The sequence below is a fragment of the Arthrobacter sp. 9V genome (assembly GCF_902506065.1).
Taxonomy (GTDB): Bacteria; Actinomycetota; Actinomycetes; order Actinomycetales; family Micrococcaceae; genus Arthrobacter.
Genome location: NZ_LR732912.1, coordinates 3,972,828 through 3,993,000 on the forward strand (window position 1 = coordinate 3,972,828; position 20,173 = coordinate 3,993,000).

The 20,173-nt window shown below is 62.3% G+C and carries 17 protein-coding genes; 5 read left to right on the forward strand and 12 right to left on the reverse strand.

Annotated elements, in window-relative coordinates:
* Positions 1-73: 73 nt before the first annotated feature.
* From BACI9J_RS18235 to BACI9J_RS18255, 5 genes are all read right to left on the reverse strand, one after another.
* Positions 74-1,507, reverse strand: coding sequence for an HNH endonuclease (locus BACI9J_RS18235; RefSeq protein ID WP_159735605.1), 1,434 nt, complete (start codon positions 1,505-1,507; stop codon positions 74-76).
* A gap of 106 nt (positions 1,508-1,613) precedes the next feature.
* Complete coding sequence (locus BACI9J_RS18240; RefSeq protein ID WP_236558758.1) at positions 1,614-2,867, reverse strand: alpha-L-fucosidase; 1,254 nt, start codon at positions 2,865-2,867, stop codon at positions 1,614-1,616.
* Entirely contained in the window at positions 2,864-3,478 is a 615-nt protein-coding gene (locus BACI9J_RS18245; RefSeq protein WP_159735607.1) for a TetR/AcrR family transcriptional regulator, read from the reverse strand. The genes BACI9J_RS18240 and BACI9J_RS18245 overlap by 4 nt, the downstream gene beginning before the upstream one ends.
* Positions 3,475-4,521, reverse strand: a complete 1,047-nt coding sequence (locus BACI9J_RS18250; protein ID WP_159735608.1) for a saccharopine dehydrogenase — start codon at positions 4,519-4,521, stop codon at positions 3,475-3,477. Before BACI9J_RS18250 ends, BACI9J_RS18245 begins: the two co-directional genes overlap by 4 nt.
* A gap of 195 nt (positions 4,522-4,716) precedes the next feature.
* Positions 4,717-6,159, reverse strand: coding sequence for a M20/M25/M40 family metallo-hydrolase (locus BACI9J_RS18255; protein WP_159735609.1), 1,443 nt, complete (start codon positions 6,157-6,159; stop codon positions 4,717-4,719).
* Positions 6,160-6,270: 111 nt separating this feature from the next.
* Between BACI9J_RS18255 and BACI9J_RS24705 the strand changes: the two genes are divergently transcribed.
* Positions 6,271-7,743 (forward strand): aminotransferase class I/II-fold pyridoxal phosphate-dependent enzyme, encoded by a 1,473-nt coding sequence (locus tag BACI9J_RS24705; protein ID WP_159736549.1) that lies wholly within the window; start codon positions 6,271-6,273, stop codon positions 7,741-7,743.
* Positions 7,744-8,075: 332 nt separating this feature from the next.
* Positions 8,076-9,212, forward strand: a complete 1,137-nt coding sequence (locus BACI9J_RS18265) for an AI-2E family transporter (RefSeq protein ID WP_159735610.1) — start codon at positions 8,076-8,078, stop codon at positions 9,210-9,212.
* Positions 9,213-9,218: 6 nt separating this feature from the next.
* Here the strand turns inward: BACI9J_RS18265 and BACI9J_RS18270 are convergent, their stop codons facing one another.
* Entirely contained in the window at positions 9,219-9,677 is a 459-nt protein-coding gene (locus BACI9J_RS18270) for an iron chaperone (RefSeq protein ID WP_159735611.1), read from the reverse strand.
* Between the two features lie 989 nt (positions 9,678-10,666).
* Here BACI9J_RS18270 and BACI9J_RS18280 point away from each other — a divergent pair.
* The gene (locus BACI9J_RS18280; RefSeq protein ID WP_159735613.1) at positions 10,667-11,101 is read left to right on the forward strand and encodes a hypothetical protein; all 435 of its coding nucleotides are present in this window, start codon (positions 10,667-10,669) and stop codon (positions 11,099-11,101) included.
* A 98-nt stretch (positions 11,102-11,199) separates the two neighbouring features.
* On the opposite strand, the gene BACI9J_RS18285 is transcribed toward BACI9J_RS18280, so the two are convergent.
* The 5 genes from BACI9J_RS18285 to BACI9J_RS18305 are packed head-to-tail and all read right to left on the reverse strand — an operon-like array spanning position 11,200 to position 15,901.
* Positions 11,200-12,312, reverse strand: coding sequence for an NAD(P)/FAD-dependent oxidoreductase (locus tag BACI9J_RS18285; RefSeq protein WP_159735614.1), 1,113 nt, complete (start codon positions 12,310-12,312; stop codon positions 11,200-11,202).
* Positions 12,313-12,351: 39 nt separating this feature from the next.
* Positions 12,352-13,395 carry a Gfo/Idh/MocA family protein gene (locus tag BACI9J_RS18290; RefSeq protein ID WP_159735615.1) on the reverse strand — a complete coding sequence of 348 codons (1,044 nt, stop codon included), beginning with the start codon at positions 13,393-13,395 and terminating at the stop codon, positions 12,352-12,354.
* Positions 13,395-14,216 (reverse strand): amino acid ABC transporter ATP-binding protein, encoded by an 822-nt coding sequence (locus BACI9J_RS18295; protein ID WP_159735616.1) that lies wholly within the window; start codon positions 14,214-14,216, stop codon positions 13,395-13,397. Before BACI9J_RS18295 ends, BACI9J_RS18290 begins: the two co-directional genes overlap by 1 nt.
* Entirely contained in the window at positions 14,213-15,001 is a 789-nt protein-coding gene (locus tag BACI9J_RS18300) for an amino acid ABC transporter permease (RefSeq protein WP_159735617.1), read from the reverse strand. Before BACI9J_RS18300 ends, BACI9J_RS18295 begins: the two co-directional genes overlap by 4 nt.
* 33 nt (positions 15,002-15,034) lie before the next feature.
* Positions 15,035-15,901 (reverse strand): ABC transporter substrate-binding protein, encoded by an 867-nt coding sequence (locus BACI9J_RS18305; protein ID WP_159735618.1) that lies wholly within the window; start codon positions 15,899-15,901, stop codon positions 15,035-15,037.
* A 181-nt stretch (positions 15,902-16,082) separates the two neighbouring features.
* Between BACI9J_RS18305 and BACI9J_RS18310 the strand changes: the two genes are divergently transcribed.
* Together BACI9J_RS18310 and BACI9J_RS18315 are read left to right on the forward strand one after the other, a co-directional pair.
* A complete protein-coding gene (locus tag BACI9J_RS18310; protein ID WP_159735619.1) occupies positions 16,083-17,177 on the forward strand; it encodes a LacI family DNA-binding transcriptional regulator in 1,095 nt (364 codons plus the stop codon).
* Between the two features lie 96 nt (positions 17,178-17,273).
* A complete protein-coding gene (locus tag BACI9J_RS18315) occupies positions 17,274-18,998 on the forward strand; it encodes a PHP domain-containing protein (RefSeq protein WP_159735620.1) in 1,725 nt (574 codons plus the stop codon).
* Positions 18,999-19,017: 19 nt separating this feature from the next.
* Here BACI9J_RS18315 and BACI9J_RS18320 read toward each other — a convergent pair whose 3' ends face one another.
* Complete coding sequence (locus BACI9J_RS18320; protein WP_159735621.1) at positions 19,018-20,160, reverse strand: App1 family protein; 1,143 nt, start codon at positions 20,158-20,160, stop codon at positions 19,018-19,020.
* Positions 20,161-20,173: the final 13 nt, after the last annotated feature.

Genomic DNA, 20,173 nt, shown 5'->3' on the forward strand with positions numbered 1-20,173 from the left:
TACGCGGGGTACAAACTTTTTTTCAAAGTTTTTTGAAGGTGCGTTTGAGGCAGGCAGCAGCCGTAGCTGGTGTCTACGTTCTGGAGGGCTGATGCCCTGGCAGTGCTGGGGCCTTGGATTGGTAAGTGTGCCCGGTGGGCGTGCTGATTTCCAAGGTATGGACGTCGGTATCCACGAGCCCGGGTTTGGTTTTGGTGCTCCAGCCGGGGTTTTCTTTGGTGTGGTTGCAGGCTTCGCAGAGCCCGGCACTGTTCGCAAGGTTGGTTTCGCCGCCAGAGCGCCACGGAACCACGTGGTCAATGTGTCGAATAGGCGCATCGCAGTAGGGCGTACGGCAGGTATCATCCCGGATTTCAATGAAACGCCGCAACCGGCCCGTGAAGAGCCTGGCCTTGGAATCGGTAGCCAGGAGCTCTCCCGTAGCCGGCGCCGTGTAGAGCCGGCGAAGCCAAACATCAAACTCCTGGCCCCGGGCTACTTGGGCCGCCCCCGCTGACTGGGCTTCCTGCGTTACGCCCGCTGACCGTCCGGAGCTGGCCGGCGGGCTTGAGCTGCCGCCCGGACCCCGTGCGACTAGTTCCCGTCCCCATTCGGCCGGGACGATTCCGTACCCCTGAAGCCGTGCTGGCTCGCTGTCGCCTTGGAACAGGGCGCGGTCTGTCATGACCAAATCCAAGTTAATCCCCGAAAACCCGCCCGGGGTTCCAGTGACGCGTTCGACCAACGTATCGGCCATGACCTGGCCACGGGTCCGGACAACCACATCGGACCCCGCCACATCACCAGACCCAGCGTCGCCGCACGAACGCGCCGAATCAGCCGCCCGGCTCAACGCCGCATACACCGCCACTCCTTGGGCCACCGGCAACAGGGCGGTCAGGTACGTCATGGTGTCCGGCGCAGGACGCAGACTCACGGTCCGCTCCGCAGCAGCACGGCTGGCACGACCCGCCACCGACCGCGGATCACGCCGATACGCGGCAGCTTTCGCCGCCGCAACGATCGCCCGATCCCCCTTCCCCTCAAAGGTCCCGGCATCCGGGGCGAGCTCCTCATCCACAGCAGCCCGGTCCTCAGCACTCAGGCACGCTGTTTCTCTCACCAGAAGCGTGGCCCGCCACTCGTTTAACAACCCCGAATTCAACGCCGCCAACGTGTGCGGCATCTCCATCACCAGAGCCTTCGCAAACCCCAACAAACGTGACCCACGATTCGGGGACTCCCGCCGCGCCAACGCCACCTGAGCACCCACCCCCTGCCCCCGCTCCGAGGCAGGAACACCGGCATCAGCCTGCTCAGCACGCTGCGCAAGATCAAAAGCCACAGAGATCTGGGCTTGCAGTGCGGTGATGGCCGACTTCATCCCCTCCAACACCCGCAACTGCTCAATCAAGTCACCACAGACACTGCCAGCCGAGACAGCAACTGCCAGCCCGGCAGGAACAGAGGCAGGAACGAGCGCATCCGCCGCCACCGCACCCACTCGACTTTCCCCAATCCGTTCCATGAATTAACCATGTCAGCAGCCACCGACATTATTAGCTACCCGATGAAGTCAGCGGCCCGACAAGCCACCCCAGCCACGGGGAGAACCACCCCGGCCACGGGAAGCACTACTCCGGCGCGTCCGTGGGAGCTTCATATCCTTGGGGGATCTCGGGAATTTGGGCATCCAGGGCACCTGTATAAACATGCGCCGACGCCAAGCGGCCACCACCTGACAACGTCACCTGAACCTCTGACGCTGTGGTGACGGGCAGTTGGTGGATCCGCCGATTGCCCACAGTCATTCCGTCAACAAGGTGAACCCCGTCAGCAAAGACCACATGGCGTGAAATCCGCTGCCCCAATTCCAGGTCCTCCACCAGCTCCAGATGGTTGAAAGTGACCGCAGCCGGAAACCGCAGGGTAGCTCCGCCGTCGTGATTTTCAACAGTCGCTTCCACCGCTGCGGAGAAACACCGATCCAACTCCTCTTTCCACGAGGTGAGAACAACAACGTCCTCGTCAGGAATCAACCCCCGGGTATCCGGCGGCACGTTCAGCAAAAGATTCGCACCCATTCCCACCGATTGGTAGTAGATGGCCAGCAGATGCTCCACGGATTTCGGCTCGTCATCCGGATGCCAGAACCAGCCACGGCGGATGGACACGTCACACTCCGGCGGTAAGTAGTGTTCGGCGTGCAGACCGGAGCTGGAATCGGTGTACTGGGTGTCGGAGGTTCGGTCCACCACATAGTTGACGGGATCAGACGCCAGCCCATTCTCGTTGCCCACCCAGCGAATAGTTGGCTGGCCCACGTTGAAGATCATGGCATCTGGCTGATGTTCCTTAACAACAGCGATGATCCTGTCCCAGTCGTATTCTCGGCCTACCGAGCCCGCGCCGTCGAACCACAATTCCATGAGCGGACCGTAGCCGGTGCAGAGCTCCGTGAGTTGCCGGACGTAGAAATCATCGTAGGCGGCGGGATCGTCATAACAATCAGCGTTCCGGTCCCACGGAGACAGGTAGAGGCCCAGCCCTATCCCCTGCGCCGCGCAGGCATCGGCAACTTCGCGGACAACGTCCCCGTTTCCGGCGCGCCACGGCGAGGACGCAACGGAATAGTCGGTTGTAGCCGTCGGCCACAGGCAGAATCCGTCGTGGTGCTTGGCGGTGAGGATGAGGTACCTGGCGCCTGCCGCTTTCGCCGCGCGAACCCAGCTGCCGGCGTCGAGTTCTGTTGGGTTGAAGCTCGACGCCGGAAGGGTGCCGTCACTCCACTCCTTGCCGGCAAAGGTGTTGATGCCGAAGTGGATGAAGACGCCTAATTCGAGCTGCTGCCAGCGGAGCTGGGCCGGGGTTGGAACGAGATGAGTCACTGGCCTGGCGCCTGCCCATGGATCAGCCATTGGGCCGCATGGATGATGGCCTTGTCGCCGGGCTCTGTTCGCAGGCCGGCGATGTCCGAGCGGGTGACAGCTGCCCCCTCGAAAAGGCTCACGATCGCGGCAGCGATACCAGCAAGCTCTACCTCGGGCAGGTCCGGCCTCCCGCGTCGCACCACCCCGGCCACATGAGCGGCGTACTGCGCGTAGAAGCTCCTCAAGGCATCCGCTGCTTGCGGGTCCGCTGACGCCATGGCCCATATCTCCAAGTGCATCTTCACGTCCTCGAGCGCTGAATGCTCGTGGAGCAGCGCCGTGAGGAGCCGGGCCGAATCCTGACGGGTCAGGCCTCCGCTTGCCCCAACACCAAGGTCCAGCGTGGCCTCCTCGGCTAGCCTTTGCAGCGAACGGTCCAGACTCCGCTCAAGCACCGCGCGAATCAGGTCCGCGCGGGTGGGAAAGTAGTGCTGCAAGTGCCCTACGCTGACTCCCGCTGCGGCCGCGAAATCCCGCATGGCAGCATGTGCGTTGCCCTTGGTGACCAGCACATTTTCAGCAGCGTCAAGGAGCGCCGCCTTCCTCAGGGCGCCCTTGCTTTCGGTCATGACCTCAATATTGTCACACCGTGTGACTCGAGTTTCGCGACCGCCGAACTCAACGCCGTACTGGATTCGGGGAAGGAAACGCCGGGCTCGGCTGCCGGATCAAGAACGGTGTGCAGACCCAACAAACCACCCATGGCGGTGAGGTGCGCCTGCCCTTGTGGATCAGAAATGACAGCCGTTCCCGTCCCGAGCGGCCCTGTCACATCAACGCGGATGTGAGCCACTCCGCCCGATCCGGGAGAGTACAACAGCGAACGTCGTAGCGGCGCCCACCGCTCCCCGCTACCCCAGCGGAACAGTCCGGCCGTTCGCGCGGCGAGCAACGCCGTCGTGGATGAATTGGAACTGAACCCGATCCGAGTGGCCACCGTGCCGGCCCCAAGAGTAAGGGGCAAGGTGAACTGTTCAGGCGTATCGAGCCGGGCAACTTTGGTGCTGTGCCCGGCAATGTCCACCCAGCGGGTGTCAGTGAGGGGACGTACGACGGCGGCCTGACCGCCTTTGCGTACTTCAAAGTTCAGTCCCAGCCTGTCAATGAAGTCGACAGAATCTGCGCCGGCTTGATCGCTGGTGTCATAGCGGATGGCGACGTCGATGTGGCGGGCCCCGCCCAGATCCTGAGCAAGGAGGGCCGCAACAATGTTGGTGACGCCGCCCATCCATCCGGAACTCAGCAGCACGGGAGCTGTCGGCTTCAGGAGGCTGGCCAAGGTGATCGCCCTGGTGACGCGGCTGGTCCACCGGGTGACGTCAACGTACGGAATGCCGGATCCGACGGCGGCGCGAAGCACCCGATCGTGGGGGTCGTTGACAGTGCTGATGACTGCCCTGACCTTGGCGGCGAAGGGCTCCGAATGGTTGAGGTCCCATTTTTGGACAGAAACATTGTGGCCGGTCAGGTGGCTGCCGCGCTCTGGGTTCCTGCCCGTCAGGAGAAGGGGCCATTCAGTTGAGGCCAATCGTGTGAGGGCTGTGCCGACGGTGCCGTAGCCGCCAACGATCAGTACGGGACCGGCGGTGTCGAGTTCCAGGAGATCATTCATAATGTTGATTCTAGGTCATATGACCTAGAAATATTTCCGCAGCATTCCTAGCCGTGGATGGAAGCTGCTTCCGAGCGGTTCGGGCTTGACGGGCGGCTGAGCTCCTTGAGCAGGCGGAATTTCGGCTCAGCAACCCGGAACGGCCGAAACCTGCTGAACCCCTGCCTGCAAACCTCAGCCCCTTCCCGCTCCGGCTTACTGTCCGGAGGAAGGATCTGACGTGTACTGCAGATGAGCCAGAAAGAGGGCTTCAGCAAGTATCGCGTTCCTGAATTCGCCGAGGTGGACCGATTCGTTGGCGCCATGTGCGCGGGAATCCGGGTCTTCTGCGCCGGTAATAAGGATGGAACAATCAGGCTGCTGTTCGGCGAGCGCCGCGGCAAACGGTATGGAACCGCCAACGCCCATCATGACGGCGCGGGAACCCAGCTGCGCTTCCGCAGCTTCTGAACCCCATGCCGTCTCCAGCGACCAGAGGGTGGCCTGGACCATAGGATCGTCCGGAGCTACGGTGAACGGCCTGCTCCTTGCCCCGGGCATGAATGTCATCTCCGCCCCGAACGGAGTGCGCCGAACAGCGTGCCGCCGGACAGCTTCCATTGCTTGGTGGGGGTCGCTGCCCGGCGGCAATCGAAGGCTGAACTTCACCGATGCCTGTGGCAGCAGGACATTGCCTGCTGTGGCGATGGGTTGTGCGTCCAGTCCTACGAAGGAGAGGGCGGGCTTGGTCCAGAGCCGGGAAGTCAATGAGTCAGTGCCGGCCAATTCCACTCCGGGGAGAAGACCCGCATCCCTGCGGAAAACGTCGTGGTCCATCTCCGGTCCCGTTGCGGAACTGGATGCCAGCCCCTCAACCGCAACGGATCCGTCGTCGTGATGGAAGCTGGCCATGATCTTCGCCAGTACGGTCAGCGCGTCCAGCACCGGTCCGCCGTAGGTTCCGGAATGCAGGGCGTGGTCAAGGATGCGGACCTGGATGACGCCGTCCACCAGGCCTCTGAGGCTGGCTGTCAGCGCGGGGGTTCCCACCTTCCAACTCCCTGAATCCGCCACAATAGCTGCGTTTGCACGGAGTTCGTTCCCGTGGTTTTTGAAGATCCCGCCGAGCGTTGGCGATCCCGATTCTTCCTCCCCCTCGATAAAGAGGCTGAGGCCCAGCCCGTGGGCGTTTCCGAAGACGGAGTCCAGAGCCTGGACGGCCCCGAGATGCATGATGATTCCGGCCTTGTCATCAGCCACACCACGCCCGAAGAGCCTGCCATCGCGTTCTTCCGGCTCGAAGGGTGGCGTGGCCCAGGCTTCCACCGGCCCGGAAGGTTGGACATCATGATGGGCGTAGAGCAGGACCGCGGGAAAGCCGGGAGCCGGAGACCGCTTGGCAAGCACGGCGGGAGCGCCAGGAATACCGGCATCTCCCTCACCCCGGACGATCTTCGCATCAGGAAAACCGGCACTCAAAAAGAGCTCGCGGACGCGGGCAGAGCTCATTTCCAACAATTCCCGGTCAAAGCCCGGCCACGCTACGCCGGGTATTTTGACCAAATCCTTCAGGGCCTCGCAGTGTGCTGCCATCTTGGAGTCCACTGCCGCGGCCAGTGCCTTCACTATTGGCCGTGGTAGTCGCCGTTGGAAGGTCATTGTGATTCACCTTGCGCCTAAGGGGTACGAAGAAGGAGAGTCCGATAAATGGATTGTAAGTTTACTTACTTTCCCTGCGGCAAGGAATTACTTAGAGGAATGGAGGACACCTTGGACCAAAATGAAGCACCCTTGCTGGACGCCTTGGCCGAGTACCACCGGCTCGACCGTTACGGATTCACCCCACCCGGGCATCGTCAGGGCCGCGGCGCAGATCCCAGGACCCTTGAAATTATGGGCTCGGAGCCCTTCCGTGCCGACGTTCTGTCCACGGCAGGCCTGGACGATCGTAAATCCTCCGGCGAGTACCTCAGCAAAGCCGAGGATCTCATGGCCGAGGCCGTGGGCGCTGACAAAGCCTTCTTTTCAACCTGCGGCAGTTCCCTCTCAGTCAAGGCCTCCATTCTGGCCGTGACAAAAGGCAGCGGTGACCTGTTGATTGGTCGGGACGCGCACAAGTCCGTAGTGGCCGGGATCATCCTGTCCGGCTTGCAGCCACGCTGGATCCGCCCGCAGTGGGACCGGGACCTCCACATTGCCCACCCTCCGTCCCCCGAAGAGGTGGAGAAGATGTGGCAGCGATATCCGGATGCCGCAGCAGCACTCATCACGAGCCCCACTCCCTACGGAACATGCGCCGACATTCAGAAAATCGCCGAAATCTGCCACTCCCGCGGAAAGCCGCTGATCATTGATGAGGCGTGGGGTGCACATTTGCCGTTCCATGATCGACTCCCTACCTGGGCAATGGATGCCGGCGCCGACATCTGCGTTGTCAGCGTTCACAAGATGGGCATGGGATTCGAGCAGGGATCCATCTACCACCTCCAAGGCAACCTGGTGGATTCCGTGCGACTCAGCCAGTGCGCGGACCTGCTTTCCACCACCAGCGCCAACGTGATGATCTACGCGGCGATCGACGGCTGGCGACGGCAGATGGTTCAAGAAGGCGGGGGCCTGCTGGAAAAGGCCCTCACCTTGGCCGATCGTGTTCGGAGCGATATTGATGCCATGGATGGGCTCCACGTCCTGGGTCCTGAGCTCATTAAGGAAGAGGCATCGCACGACTTTGATCCCCTGCACGTTTTGATCGACCTGGGAGAGCTGGGTATCAGCGGTTATCAGGCTGCGGACTGGCTGCGCGCCAACTGCCGGATAGATGTGGGGCTTAATGATCACCGCCGCATTGAGGCAACGTTGTCGCAGTCCGACAATGAAGAAACCAGCCAGCGCTTGCTGGAGGGCCTGAGGCAACTCATCAATGCGGCACCACAGATGCCCCAGCCATCAAAGGTCCAACTCCCGGAACCGGAAGACTTGGAGATGGAAACCGTGATGCTCCCCCGGGATGCTTTCTTCGGTCCCGTGGAGAATGTGCCGGCTAAAGAAGCTGCCGGCCGGATCGCCGCGGAACAAATCACCCCGTACCCTCCGGGCGTGCCGGCCGTTCTCCCTGGTGAACGAATCAACGCAGCGGTGGTGGACTACCTGCGCTCGGGAAGTGCGGCAGGAATGGTGCTCCCTGATCCGGCCGACCCGTCGGTGGAAACCATCAGGGTGGTGGCACACCACCGGGACGAGTAGGCTGCAGTCATCTGCCGGAGCTATACCCTGAGTACGCAAAGGAGAGATCGTGACACTTCCTCCCACCCACGAGCCCGAGCCGTTTCCCCCGGATCCCGGACCTGTGCCGCCGCCCCCGGATCCCACCACACCTTTTCCGCCGAGCCCCATTCCGGACCCGAATCCAAGCCCTGGCCCATCACCGGTTCCGGATCCCGGGCCAGTTCCGCCGCACCCCGATCCGACTCACTAGCTGACCCGTTCAATTAGGAACGTCGCCGCAGAGGGGAAATAGTCAGTAGGCTTATGTTTGATCTCGTCGGTTGACCGACGCGAATGAACAGGAGCTCACCATGACGGCATCCGAGGAAACAGTCCGCGTTTCCGTCCACAAGCCATCCAAGCCCGATCTTTGGAAGGACTCACTGGGCCGGACGGCTGTCCGGGCAAGCCAGATACTGCTCATCTTGACCCTGGCAGTGGTGGCAGTCTTCGGGCTGCTTCAAATCCGGCTGCTGGTCATCCCGGTCCTCATCGCGCTTATTTTGGCGGCAGCAATCGGCCCCTTCGTTAACATGCTGCGACGCCGCGGATGGCGCGCGGGCCTTGCAACCGGCGTCGCCTTCCTGGGCCTGTTGATAGTGCTCGGTGGGGTGATCACCATCATCGTGTTGTCGGTGCGCAGTCAGTGGGACGAGCTGATCAGTCAGGCAGCAAGTGGGCTGGACGAACTGGAGAACTTCCTGCTGAACGGGCCGTTCCCCATTGACCGGGAGCAGATGACCCAAGCACGGGAAGCCGTGGTGGAGTTCGCCCAGAGCAGTCAGGTCCGCTCCGGCGCAGTAACCGGACTGTCAGTGGTCACGGAGTTCCTGGCCGGTGCCAGCTTGGTGGCAGTCATCCTGTTCTTCTTCCTCAAGGACGGCGCCAAAATCTGGGAGTTCTTCCTCCGGCCCTTCACAGGCAGGCGCGAAGCCAAGCTCCGCCGCGTTGGCAAGCGGACCATGGAAGTCCTGGGCGGCTACGTCCGCGGAACGGCAATAGTCGCGTTAGTGGACACGGTGGCAATCGGCGCCGCCTTGCTGATCATGCAGGTTCCACTGGCCATCCCTTTGGCGATCATCGTGTTCATCGGCGCATTCATCCCCTTGGTGGGCGCCACAGTGGCCGGAATCCTGGCCGCTCTGGTTGCGCTGGTGGCCAACGGCCCCATCGTGGCGCTGATCGTGGTGATCGTAGTAATTGCCGTCAATCAGCTCGAAGGTGATCTCCTCCAGCCGGTCGTCATGGGCAAATCCCTGGAGCTCCACGCACTGGTCATCCTGATGGCCTTGACGGCAGGCACCATCCTCGCCGGCATCATTGGCGCGGTCCTGGCCGTTCCTATAGCAGCCGTGGCTTGGGCAATCGTTCAAGTGTGGACGGCCGAAGACCCCAACCTTGAACCAATGAACCCGGATTTGCCGCCAGCCAACAGCCAGCCGACGTAGCAGCAGCTAACCCACAGCCCTCTTGATGAGTTCAACGATCCGCGCTTCCACCTCGGGCGTCATTGCGGTGATAGCGAAGGACGTCGGCCACATGGCGCCGTCGTCCAGCTGAGCGTTCTCTTCAAAGCCGAGCGTGGCATACCGGGCCTTGAACTTGTGGGAGCTCTGGAAGAAAACAATGTTCTTCCCGTCCCGGGCATAGGCCGGGATGCCGTACCAGGTCTTGGGGCTAAGGTCCGGGGCGTGCTCCTTGACGATTGCGTGGAGTCGCTCAGCTATAAGCTTGTCCGCCTCGGGCATCTCCGCGATCTTCGCCAGAACATCAGCCTCACCGTCGGCCTTGGATGCCTTCTTGCGCGGCGCCTTCTTGAGTTCCTGCGCGCGCTCCTTCATGGCGGCGCGCTCCTCTTCGGTGAAGCCGTCGTAGGATTTTTCCTTCGTGCCTGATTTGCCCGTATCCGTCATGGTGTTCGCTCCCCTTGGTCCTTTGAACTGATACCCCTAACAGTAGGTTGGCCACGGATCCAGGGCTTCTCCAAAACTGCTCGATGAGGGGTATGCGATTCAGCTTGCGGGAGTCTTGAGGTTTTCCTGAGGAAGTGTTGACCGTTCACAGGATTTGTTCTTGATCCGGGCCCGGCACAGTAGTTCTTGTCAGCCAGAGAGGCTGGAAAATGAACGGCCGGCCGGTCTCACGGTGGCCTCCCGAAAGGAAACTGATTCCCATGGCCATCAGCCTCAAAACCACCTCCGGCAAGATCCTCGCCTCCGTCGCACTGGTAGGCACCGCTGCCGCCNCCATCGCAGGAATGCTGCCCGGAGACAAAGTCGAAAAACTCGTCACCCTGGCCAATACCGGCAACTCGGACCTGAACAACGTCACCCTCACCACCTCCGCCGGCGCCACCGCCTCCCTGCTCACCACCGACGCCACCAACGGCCTGCAGCTGACCATCGAAAACTGCTCCGTAGCCTGGACCGGCGCCACCGCACCCTACAACTGCGCCGGCACCAAAACCACAGTCCTGGCCTCCGGCCCCGTCATCGCAGCGAACAAGGCCCTGAACAACCTCACCTCGTTGACCTCGGCCAAAACCGACAACCTCAAAGTCACCACCGCGTTCCCCACCACCGCAGACAACACCTTCCAAGGCGCCACCTCAACCATCGCCTTCGCCTTCACCGGCACCCAACGCACCGAAACCACCAAGTAAGCACCACCACCAGCCCCGCCGGGCCTGCACCGCGTTCCCCACCACCGCAGACAACACCTTCCAAGGCGCCACCTCAACCATCGCCTTCGCCTTCACCGGCACCCAACGCACCGAAACCACCAAGTAAGCACCACCACCAGCCCCGCCGGGCCTGATCGGTTTCCTTTCCCCCCAGCCCGATCAGGCCCGGCGAGTATCCCGTCAAGAGCAACAACTCACCAGAGTAGGAGAACGATCACCATGACACCGCGGAACAGTTTCCTCCGTGCTTTGGTGATTGTCGCCGTCGTCGTTTTGGGCCTGATAGCCGGTCCAACGGCCGCGGTTGCTGCCTTCACTGACGGTGAAGCCGCTGCCCCGCAGTTTTCCGCCGCAAGTATCCAGGCTCCCGTCACCGCCAGCGTGACCATGAAATGCACCTTGGGCCTTCACACTGCGGTCACAGTGAACTCCTACGGACCCGTGGTGAACGCCAACTACTACGAGATCAAGGTCTATGATCGCTCCGGAAACCTCGAGTTCACCGGAGATCTCAGCCAGGCCGCGGGACGCACGTACAGTTCGGGCATCGAGATCATCGGTACCTGGAGCTACGAAATCCGCGGCTACTACAAAGTGCCAGGCACCAACAACTCCTGGACGGGTAAGCCCTTCAAGGGCACCATGACCTGCTGATCAGGTCACCTTAAACTCCAATGGCCCCGACACGCTTATGCAGATGGCGTATCGGGGCCATTGGCCTTTGACAAAAAGTCTCCTGTGACAAGAACGGCTTAGGAGAAACGCCCCGGACGGAACGTGGCCAGCATCGGGTGCTTTTCGCCGCTCAGGATCTCACCGGACAACAACTCACCGGCGATCAGGCCCAGCGTGGCACCGGAGTGCGTGAAGGCCACGAAGCACCCCGGCACCTGGCCGAGTTCGCCGAACACCGGCTCACCGTCGCCCGGGATGGGCTTGTAGCCGATCTTCCAGGACGCCGGCTTGAGTTCGGGATTGCCGGCAATGAGCTTGGAGGACTCGTCCGCGAGCTCCTGGACAACATCATCCGGGATGGTAAAGGTACCGTCGGCGTGCTCCGTGATCTGCTCTTCGTACCAGTCATGATCCAGCGCAAAAGTGTTGCCCGGATTCGGGCGGACAGCGGCCCGCGGAGTATTCATCACTGCGCTCACCTGGTGCTCCACCGGCTTGGTAACTACCAGCATGGAAACCGGCGAACCATTGGGGATATCCACACCCAAAGGCTTGACGACGGCGGGGGTAGCCGCACCGCAGGCAACCAGCACTGCGTCAGCGGGGTACGTTTCACCGCCGGCAGTTTCGATGCCGGTGGCGCGGCCGCCGTTCACCATTACCGAAGCCTTGCCGGCGTTAAGGACCAACTGGCCGCCCAGGGCGTGGAATTCCTCCATCAGGAAGTTCACCAGGTCCGGCAGGCTGACCCATCCTTCGCCGGGGTTGAAGATGGCGTTCTCCGGGACAGCACTGGAATCGATGCCCGGTGTTACTGAGGCGATCTCTTCAGGCGCCAACAGCCGGGAATCGTAGCCAATGGACTTCTCGTAGGCGTGGCGGGCCTTGGTGGCCTCGCTCTGGCCGGCCGTGTTCCACATGAGACCACCCCCGAACTGCAGCCATTCACGGCTCGGATCCGCCGCGAAAAGAGTGCGGTAGCGGTCAACGCCGGCCACGCGCAGCTGGTGGTACGGCGTGGAGCGTTCGCCCGCCGAGTTGAGCCAGGACAGCGAGCGGCCGGTGGCTTCACTGGCCAGGCCCTGCTCGGTCAGCAGAGTCACTGATGCGCCTTGGCGGAGCAGGTGGACGGCGGTGGAGACGCCCAGGATGCCGCCTCCGATGACGGCAACGTTCTTGGTGGAGGACATAGTTCTCCCTTTCTTAGAGGTAGATGCTGTGAATGGTGCTTAGGCGAACGCGTGGATGTTTTCGATGATCCTGAGGGTCTCCAGCGCTTCGCCCGGTTGCACTGGAAGGGGTCCGTGCCCACGGAGTGAGGCCGCGAGTTCGCTGTAGAACTGTGGGTAGTCGCCCTTTTCCGCCGGTACCGGCGTAGCTGTCCCGTCCACTCCCAGAAGCCCCCAAGACTCCTGGGGTTCGCGGCCGTAAGAAGCGTCCGACGGCGTGATGCCGGCTGCGAGGGCGGGTTCCTGGCTGTCGAGTCCCCACTTGGTGTAGCCGGCTTTGGAGCCGAGGACGTGGAAGCGCGGGCCCACTTGGGCGGCCATTCCGTTCATCCACAGCCGTGTCCGGACACCGGATTCGTGGCGCAACGATACAAAGGCTTCCGTGTCCGCCGCTTCCCGGTGGGGACCGTGGTTGGCGGTCTCGCCGTAGCTCTCCTCCACAGGGCCGAACAGTTGGATGGCCTGGTCTATCAAATGGGCGCCGAGGTCATGGAGGATGCCGCCGCCTTCAGCCAAGGTGGCCGAATCGCGCCAATTGCCGAAGCCTTCAGGCCGCCACCACTCAAAGCGCGACTCGAAGCTGTGCACCTCGCCCAAGGCACCGTCCCGCAGCAGCTTCCGAAGCGTCAGGAAGTCGGCGTCCCACCGGCGGTTCTGGAAGACCGTGAGCTGCACACCGGCGTCGGACGCCCGCCCGGCAAGCTCCTCACCGTGGGCAACGGCGGTAACAAAAGGCTTGTCCACCACAACGTTGAGCCCGTGCGCGATTGCTGTGGCGCCGAGGTCGAGGTGCGTAAGCGGCGGTGTTCCCAGGACCACGAGGTCCAGGTCCGCGGCAAGGGCGAACATTTCCTCCGGCGTGGGGACTACCTTGGCCTGCGGGTAAAGGCGTTCAGCTTCGGCTTTCCGTTGGGGGTCGGCTGTGACAATGACGTCCAGGGAATAGTTCGGGTCCGCTTGGATCAGCGGAGCGTGGAACACTTTGCCGGAGACGCCAAACCCGACGACGGCGGTCCGGATGGGTGCCGTAGTTACCGCCCCCATCAGAGCACTTCCGAGAGGAAGCGCTGCAGACGTTCGCTGCGCGGGTTATCGAAGAGCTCGGTGGGGGTTCCGATTTCCACCACTTCACCTTCATCCATGAACACCACCTGGTCCGCTACCTTCCGGGCAAAGCCCATCTCGTGGGTGACAACCAGCATGGTCATCCCTCGGCGGCCAAGGCCGGCCATGAGATTGAGGACGCCTTTGACAAGTTCAGGGTCCAGAGCGCTGGTGGCTTCATCGAAGAGCATGACCTCCGGTTCCATAGCCAGCGCCCGGGCAATCGCCACGCGCTGCTGCTGCCCGCCGGAAAGGTCCCGCGGCCGGTGGTCAGCGCGTTCAGCGAGGCCCACTTCAGCGAGTCGGCGCCGGGCACGTTCCCGGGCCTCGGACTTGGACATTCCCTTGACACTCCACAGGGCCAGCGCCACGTTTTCCAAGGCCGTGTGGTCCGGGAAAAGGTTGAAGTGCTGGAAGACCATGCCGATCCGTGCGCGGAGGATGTCCGGCTTGACCTTGAGGGCGCTTTCGCCGGCCAGCAGGACATCCCCGCTCTTGGGTTCGTGAAGGCGGTTGACGCCGCGCAGGAGCGTGGACTTGCCTGATCCGGAGGGCCCGATGATGCAGGTGGTGGTTCCCGGAGCAACGTTCAGGCTGACGTTGCGGAGCACTTCGACGTCCCCGTAAGCCATGGTCAGGTTCTGCAGCTCAAGGCTGGAGCCGTGGAACTTTTCAATATCGTGGCTTGGCTGCTTAATGCCTGGCTGGCTGGTGCTTGGCTGGTTAGTGCCTGTAACGCTGTTGCTGCTTGTGAGGTTCACGTGTTGCTCCCGGTGATGAGCGGCGAGGCCGAATCGAGTTCCTTGACTTCCTTCAGCCCGCTGGTGGGTGCCGTGGGACGGCGACGGCCGGTGCGGAACTTGTTGTCAAAGTAGTTGACCAAGTGGGTCAGGGGCACCGTAATGATCAGGTAGAAGATGCCTGCCATGACCAGCGGTGAAAGGTTTCCTGACAGTACTGCTGCGTCCTGGCCTACGCGGAACAGTTCGCGCTCACTGACGAGGAGCCCCAGGAAGTACACCAGGGAGGAATCCTTGACGATTGCAATGAACTGGTTGACCAAGGCCGGCAGGACCCTGCGGATGCCTTGCGGCACTACTACCAAGGCCATGGACTTGGAGTAGCTCATGCCCAACGCGCGGCAGGCCTCCCCCTGGCCCTTATCTACGCTCTGGATGCCGGCCCGGAAAATCTCGCCGATGTACGCGCTGGCGATGAGGCTCAGGGCAATGATTCCCAGAGGGTAAGGAGAGGGTCCGAAGACCGACTGGCTCAACCGTGCAAAACCCTGGCCGATCAGCAGGATGGTCAGAATGGCGGGTAGCCCACGGAAGAGGTCCGTGTAGATCCTCGCCGGGATGCGCAGCCACTTGGAGCGCGAGATCCCCATGACCGCCACCACCATGCCCATCACTACGCCGAGGATGGTTGCTGCTATGGAGATGATCAGGGTGTTCAGGAGGCCAACTCCGAGGAGTTGGGGCAGTACTTCGACCATGGCGTCAAAGTCGAAGAACGTGCGGCTGATGGTATTGAGCCAATCCATTGAATGCTCTCAGACGTTAGTTGTGCGGGTGGCTTACTTGCTGGCTGTGGGCGACGGGCTGGAGGTCTGTTCCGCCTTGGGGAGGTACTGTTCCGGCATCGGGGAGCCCGGGAACCACTTTTCGTAGAGCTTCTTCCAGGTGCCGTCTTCCATGGCTTCTGCCAAGCCCTTGTTCAGCGCTTCCTTGAAGGCGGGCTTGTCCTTGGCGATTGCGAAACCGGCCGGGGCATCGAAGGACGGAATGTCAGCGGCACTGACCAGTCCAAACTGCTCCTGGTATTCCTTGGCAGCCTCGTAGTCCAGGAAGTGGGCGTCCACCGAGCCGCTGTTGACTGCCGAGATGGCGGTGTTGTTGTCCGGGAAGCGGACCAGCTGCGCCGAGGTAAAGTTCTTCACTGCATAGGCTTCCTGCAGGGTGCCTTGGACCACGCCCAGTCGCTTGCCGTCGAGGGAATCAACGTCCTTGATGCCTGAGGTCTTGGTGGTGATCACTGTCAGGTAACCGGCCAGGTAGCCATCGGAGAAATCCACGGTTTCCTTGCGCTTGTCCGTGATACCGATAGCGGCCACGCCGACGTCGAACTGGCCATTGGCCACGGCAGCGAGAAGTCCGGAGAAGTCCTGTCCGGTGAAGACCACTTTGTCTACGCCGGCGCGGTGGGCCACGTCCTTGAACAGTTCCACGTCAAAGCCGGTGAAGTTACCTGAGCCGTCCGTGAAGGTGTAGGGCTTGGAGTCGCCGAGGCTGGCAACGCGGATGGTGCCGGACTCAATCAGGCCGTACGGGTTGTCCGCAGACGGCGAGGAGCTGGCGGAAGATCCACCGCAGCCCGAGAGAGCGAGAATGGCCGCCAAGGCTGCTGCTGCGAGCGCTGCCGGGCGGAAGTTCAGTTTAATCACAGCGTTGTCCAATCGTGGGAGGGAAAGCGGTGCTGTTAGGAGCCGCTGGAAGGTATTGCTCGATGCGGGGTCTTGTTGAGTCCGGTCTCAGCCCCTAGGATTGAGACCGGACTCACATCGATTGATAAGAAATGTAGCGGAACTCACAAAGCCGCGTCAACACCCCTCTTGAAAGGTGAACATGAGCACTGACGGATCCCGACGGCGGGACGTAACGGTTGCCGACGTCGCCAAAGCCGCGAAAGTGTCCAAAGCACAAGCCGCCCGCGCACTGGGCAATTACGGCGCTGTCAGCGACGACGTCCGCGAGCGCGTCCTGGCCGCAGCGGAGGAGCTTGAATACCGACCCAATGAGCTTGCGCGCAGCATGAATACGGGCAAATCCAACACCATTGGCGTAGTGGTGGGCGACATTGAAAACCCCCACTTCGGACTCGCGATGCGGGGCATCACGGACACCGCCAAGAAGAGTGGCTACCACGTCATCCTCATCAACACGGACGAGGAACGGGCCGCGGAAGTGGACGCCGTCCGGGTGCTGCTGGACAAACGGGTGGACGGGCTCATTGTTGCGCCGGCTTCATCCGTGGAAACCTCGCATTTGCAGCAGGTCCGGGAGTCCGGGCGGCCTTTGGTGCTGTTGGATCGAGCCGCTTCAGGGGTTGACGTTGAGACGTTTGCGGTGGACATGGGAGACATTTCCTACGAATCCACGGCGCACTTGATCGAAGCGGGGCACCGGCGGATTGCCTTTGTGTCCACAGTCCGCACGGACTCCCCCTACGTTGCGGGGATGACGCTGGACTCCTCGCAGATCTCGGACCGCCTGGAGGGAATCCACCGGGCGTTCGACGACGCCGGCTTTCCCTACCCCACGGACCTCGTCCGGCTCAATGCAGGCGACGCCGCTTCCATCATGCGGATCACGCGTGGCCTGCTGGAAGGACCGGACCCCGCCACGGCCATCATCGCCTCCGATGGCTTGATTGCTTTGAGCATTGTGGAGGCAATCCAGGAATCGGGGCTGTCCATCCCGGAGGACGTCTCATTCCTCATGTACGACGACTTCGCCTGGACGCGCCTCACCACTCCCCCGCTCACCGTCATTGCGCAGCCCGTCTACGACATGGGAATTGCGGCGGCCTCAGCACTGATCCGTCAGATCGAGGGCCGGAAGTCCGCAGGGCCCGCTCCGGAGCTGGTGGCAACCCTGATTCACCGGGGATCCATCGGCGCGCCCAAGGATGCGGAGGCGCTCAGCCAGGCGGCCGGCTGAGGCCCCCTGCCGTTCCCGTCCGGTTAACCTGCGCGCCACGCCGCTTCCCTACTGTGATCCCGCTGGGGGGATCGGAATCAACAGAGGGAAGATGCCATGTGCACCGCAGAAGAAAACAAGACCACCCACAGCCGAAGTGTGGAACTGGCCGATGCTGAGCTGAAGACCATGGGTCTGAGCCGCCGACGCATTCTTCAGTCGGCCGGTATCCTGGCCGCCGGCACTGCAGCCTCGGCAGCGACGGCCAGCACCGCAATAGCAAACCCGGGCGGGAACGACCCTCAGCTGAAATGGCTCGTCGGAGACCACCACGTCCACACCCAGTACAGCCACGACGCAAAGTACATGATCAAGCAGCAGCTCGATGCCGCCCAGAACTACGGCGTTGACTGGTTGGCTTTGACGGAACACAGCAACTTCGGCCATGCCAACAACGGCGGGGCAGTCAACGCCAACAAAGAGATCCAAGCCCAGCGTGCAGTACGTCCCGGGCTGTTGATCTTCCAGGGACTTGAGTGGTACATCCCGGGAGCCGAGCATGCCTCCGTGATCGTCGCCCCGGGCCCCAACGAAGTGAACCTGCTGCGGACCTTCGAACTTGTATGGGACGGAAAGCTGAACCAATGGGAAAAGCCAACCCCCGGAACTGCACAAGTTGAAACCTTCGAGAGAAAAGCTGTTGAAGCCATCGCCTGGTTGGCCGGCCAGCGCCGTTCCGGATACGTCGACGACGTCGTAGCCCTGGCAAACCACCCCATGAGGCTCGGCATCGATTCTCCGCACGAACTCCGCGCATGGCGTGACGCCGCCCGCGAAGTGATGATCGGCATGGAAGGCGCACCCGGCGCACAAGGATCCGGAGTCAGCCAATTCTCCAGGGCGGGCGACCAACGCGGCGAGTACACCAACAACCCCACCCAGTACAGCTTCCCCGGCTACCCCGCGGACGCCTTCCGCCCCTATGGCGGCTTCGACTGGGCCACCGCCACAGTAGGCGGTGTGTGGGATTCCATGCTCGCCGAAGGTGTGCCGTTTTGGATCACGTCCAACTCGGACAACCACCTCACAATCAAGGACACCTGGAAGACCGGCCCCTACCCTGCCGAGGAGCCCTACCTCAGCCTGCCTAACGAATTCGACCGCTGGTCGGTCACAGGCAAGCGTCCCGATCCGTTTGATACCGGCGAAAAGCAGGGCGGCAGCGACTACTGGCCGGGACAGTTCAGCCGCCTCCACACTGGCGTCACCCAGCGCTCCTATACCGGCGTCCTGGAAGCCATGCGCAATGGTCGCATGTGGGTGGATCACGGCCACCTGCTCCAGGGGCTGGACGTCCGCGTGCGTGAAGTGCGCGGAAACGGCGTCGGCAACAGCAACGGACGCAACGGCGTCACCCTCGGTTCCCGCCTGCAGGTGAGGCGAGGTGCCGACGTCGAAATTTCCATCACCATCACGACGACGGACTACCGCAACTCCGCGGGCATCGTGCCAAAGCTCGCGCACGTGGACGTCATAGGTGGCTCCGTAACCGGCGCCGCGGCAGATCGCGATACTTTGAGGGCCCCTGGGACAACGGTATGGAAGCAGATCGATGTTTCCGGGCGAACGGGAACGTTCACTATCAAGCACGTCATCAAGGATGTACAGGGTTCCTGCTACTTCCGCCTCCGCGGCAGCGACGGAAACCGCCATGGCGCAGGCTATTACGGCGCGTCCGTGGACCCCGCCGGGCCTATCCGCCATGGAGACAACCTCGGCGACGCTGACCCGTGGACGGATACGTGGTTCTACGCCAACCCGGTGTTCATCGACGTCGCCTAGCCATCACTCCGCGTAGCCATCACTCCGATGCCGTGTGCACTTCGCCTTCCTCGGGATCGTCCGCGGACCGAACCTCGTTCCGGATGACGCCCAGTTCTTCGAGCCGGGCTGACATCCCGGCTCCATCGGGCGCATAGATCCAAGGGACACCGGGCGTGGGCTGGCCGCCGGACTTTGACCGTCCGCCGGCCAGCACCGCTTCACCCGCCGAGAGTTGACGGATCGCAATGGCCCTGACATTGGCGGGATGACGGTGGGCAAACTCGGAGTAAATAGCTTCGTCGTGCTGGCCGTCATCGCCTACCAGCAGCCACTTGATGTTGGGGAATTCTTCCGCGAGGCGCTCCAACGAGGTCCGCTTGTGCTCTTGGCCGCTGCGGAACCAGCGATCAGGAGTGGGACCCCAGTCGGTCAAAAGCTTCGGACCGGCAGGATACAAATTGCGGGACAGGAACCGGGACAATGTGGGGGCGACGTTCCACGCGCCAGTGGACAGATAGAGCACTGGAGCGGACGGCGCGGTCCGGGCAATCCGCTCGTACAGCACCGCCATGCCCGGCGTGGGGGTTCGTGCGTGCTCATTGAGAACAAAAGTGTTCCAGGCTGCCAGGAACGGACGCGGCAGGGCCGTAACCATCACGGTGTCGTCAATATCAGACACGACGCCGAAGTCCGCGTCGTCCGCGACGATCTCCACAGGAGCCTCCACGGTTCCGGACTCCCCCGACTGAAGGGTGATGGTGTGCCAGCCGGCGTCCAGGGCTACTGGAATGCGCGCGTCCACCACGCCGCCACGGTCGGCTTTCACGTCGAAAACAGTCCCGGCAACCGTCACGTTCACACGGGCATGGGCCACGGGCGCGCTGGTGAAGTTACGCCAGCCCCTCATGCTTTCCTGCAACGGATTGGCGTGCCCGGCAGCGTCCCGGGGGTCACTACGGACAACGCGCGCAAGAACCCTTACCCAGGAGGTGCTTCCATACCCGGTGTAAGGGATGACCGTTTCCACCCGGCCACGGCGGATGGCCAGGCGCGTCTGCAAACCAAGCCACGCGTCGTCGAGCCTCATGGCGAGGTGACGGCGTCCCTTACTCAGCGGCGTAGGGTGTTGGCTGTCAACGGCGTCGGACTGGGGGCGCGGTTTCATGGGACGGGGAGACATGCCTCCAGTCTTC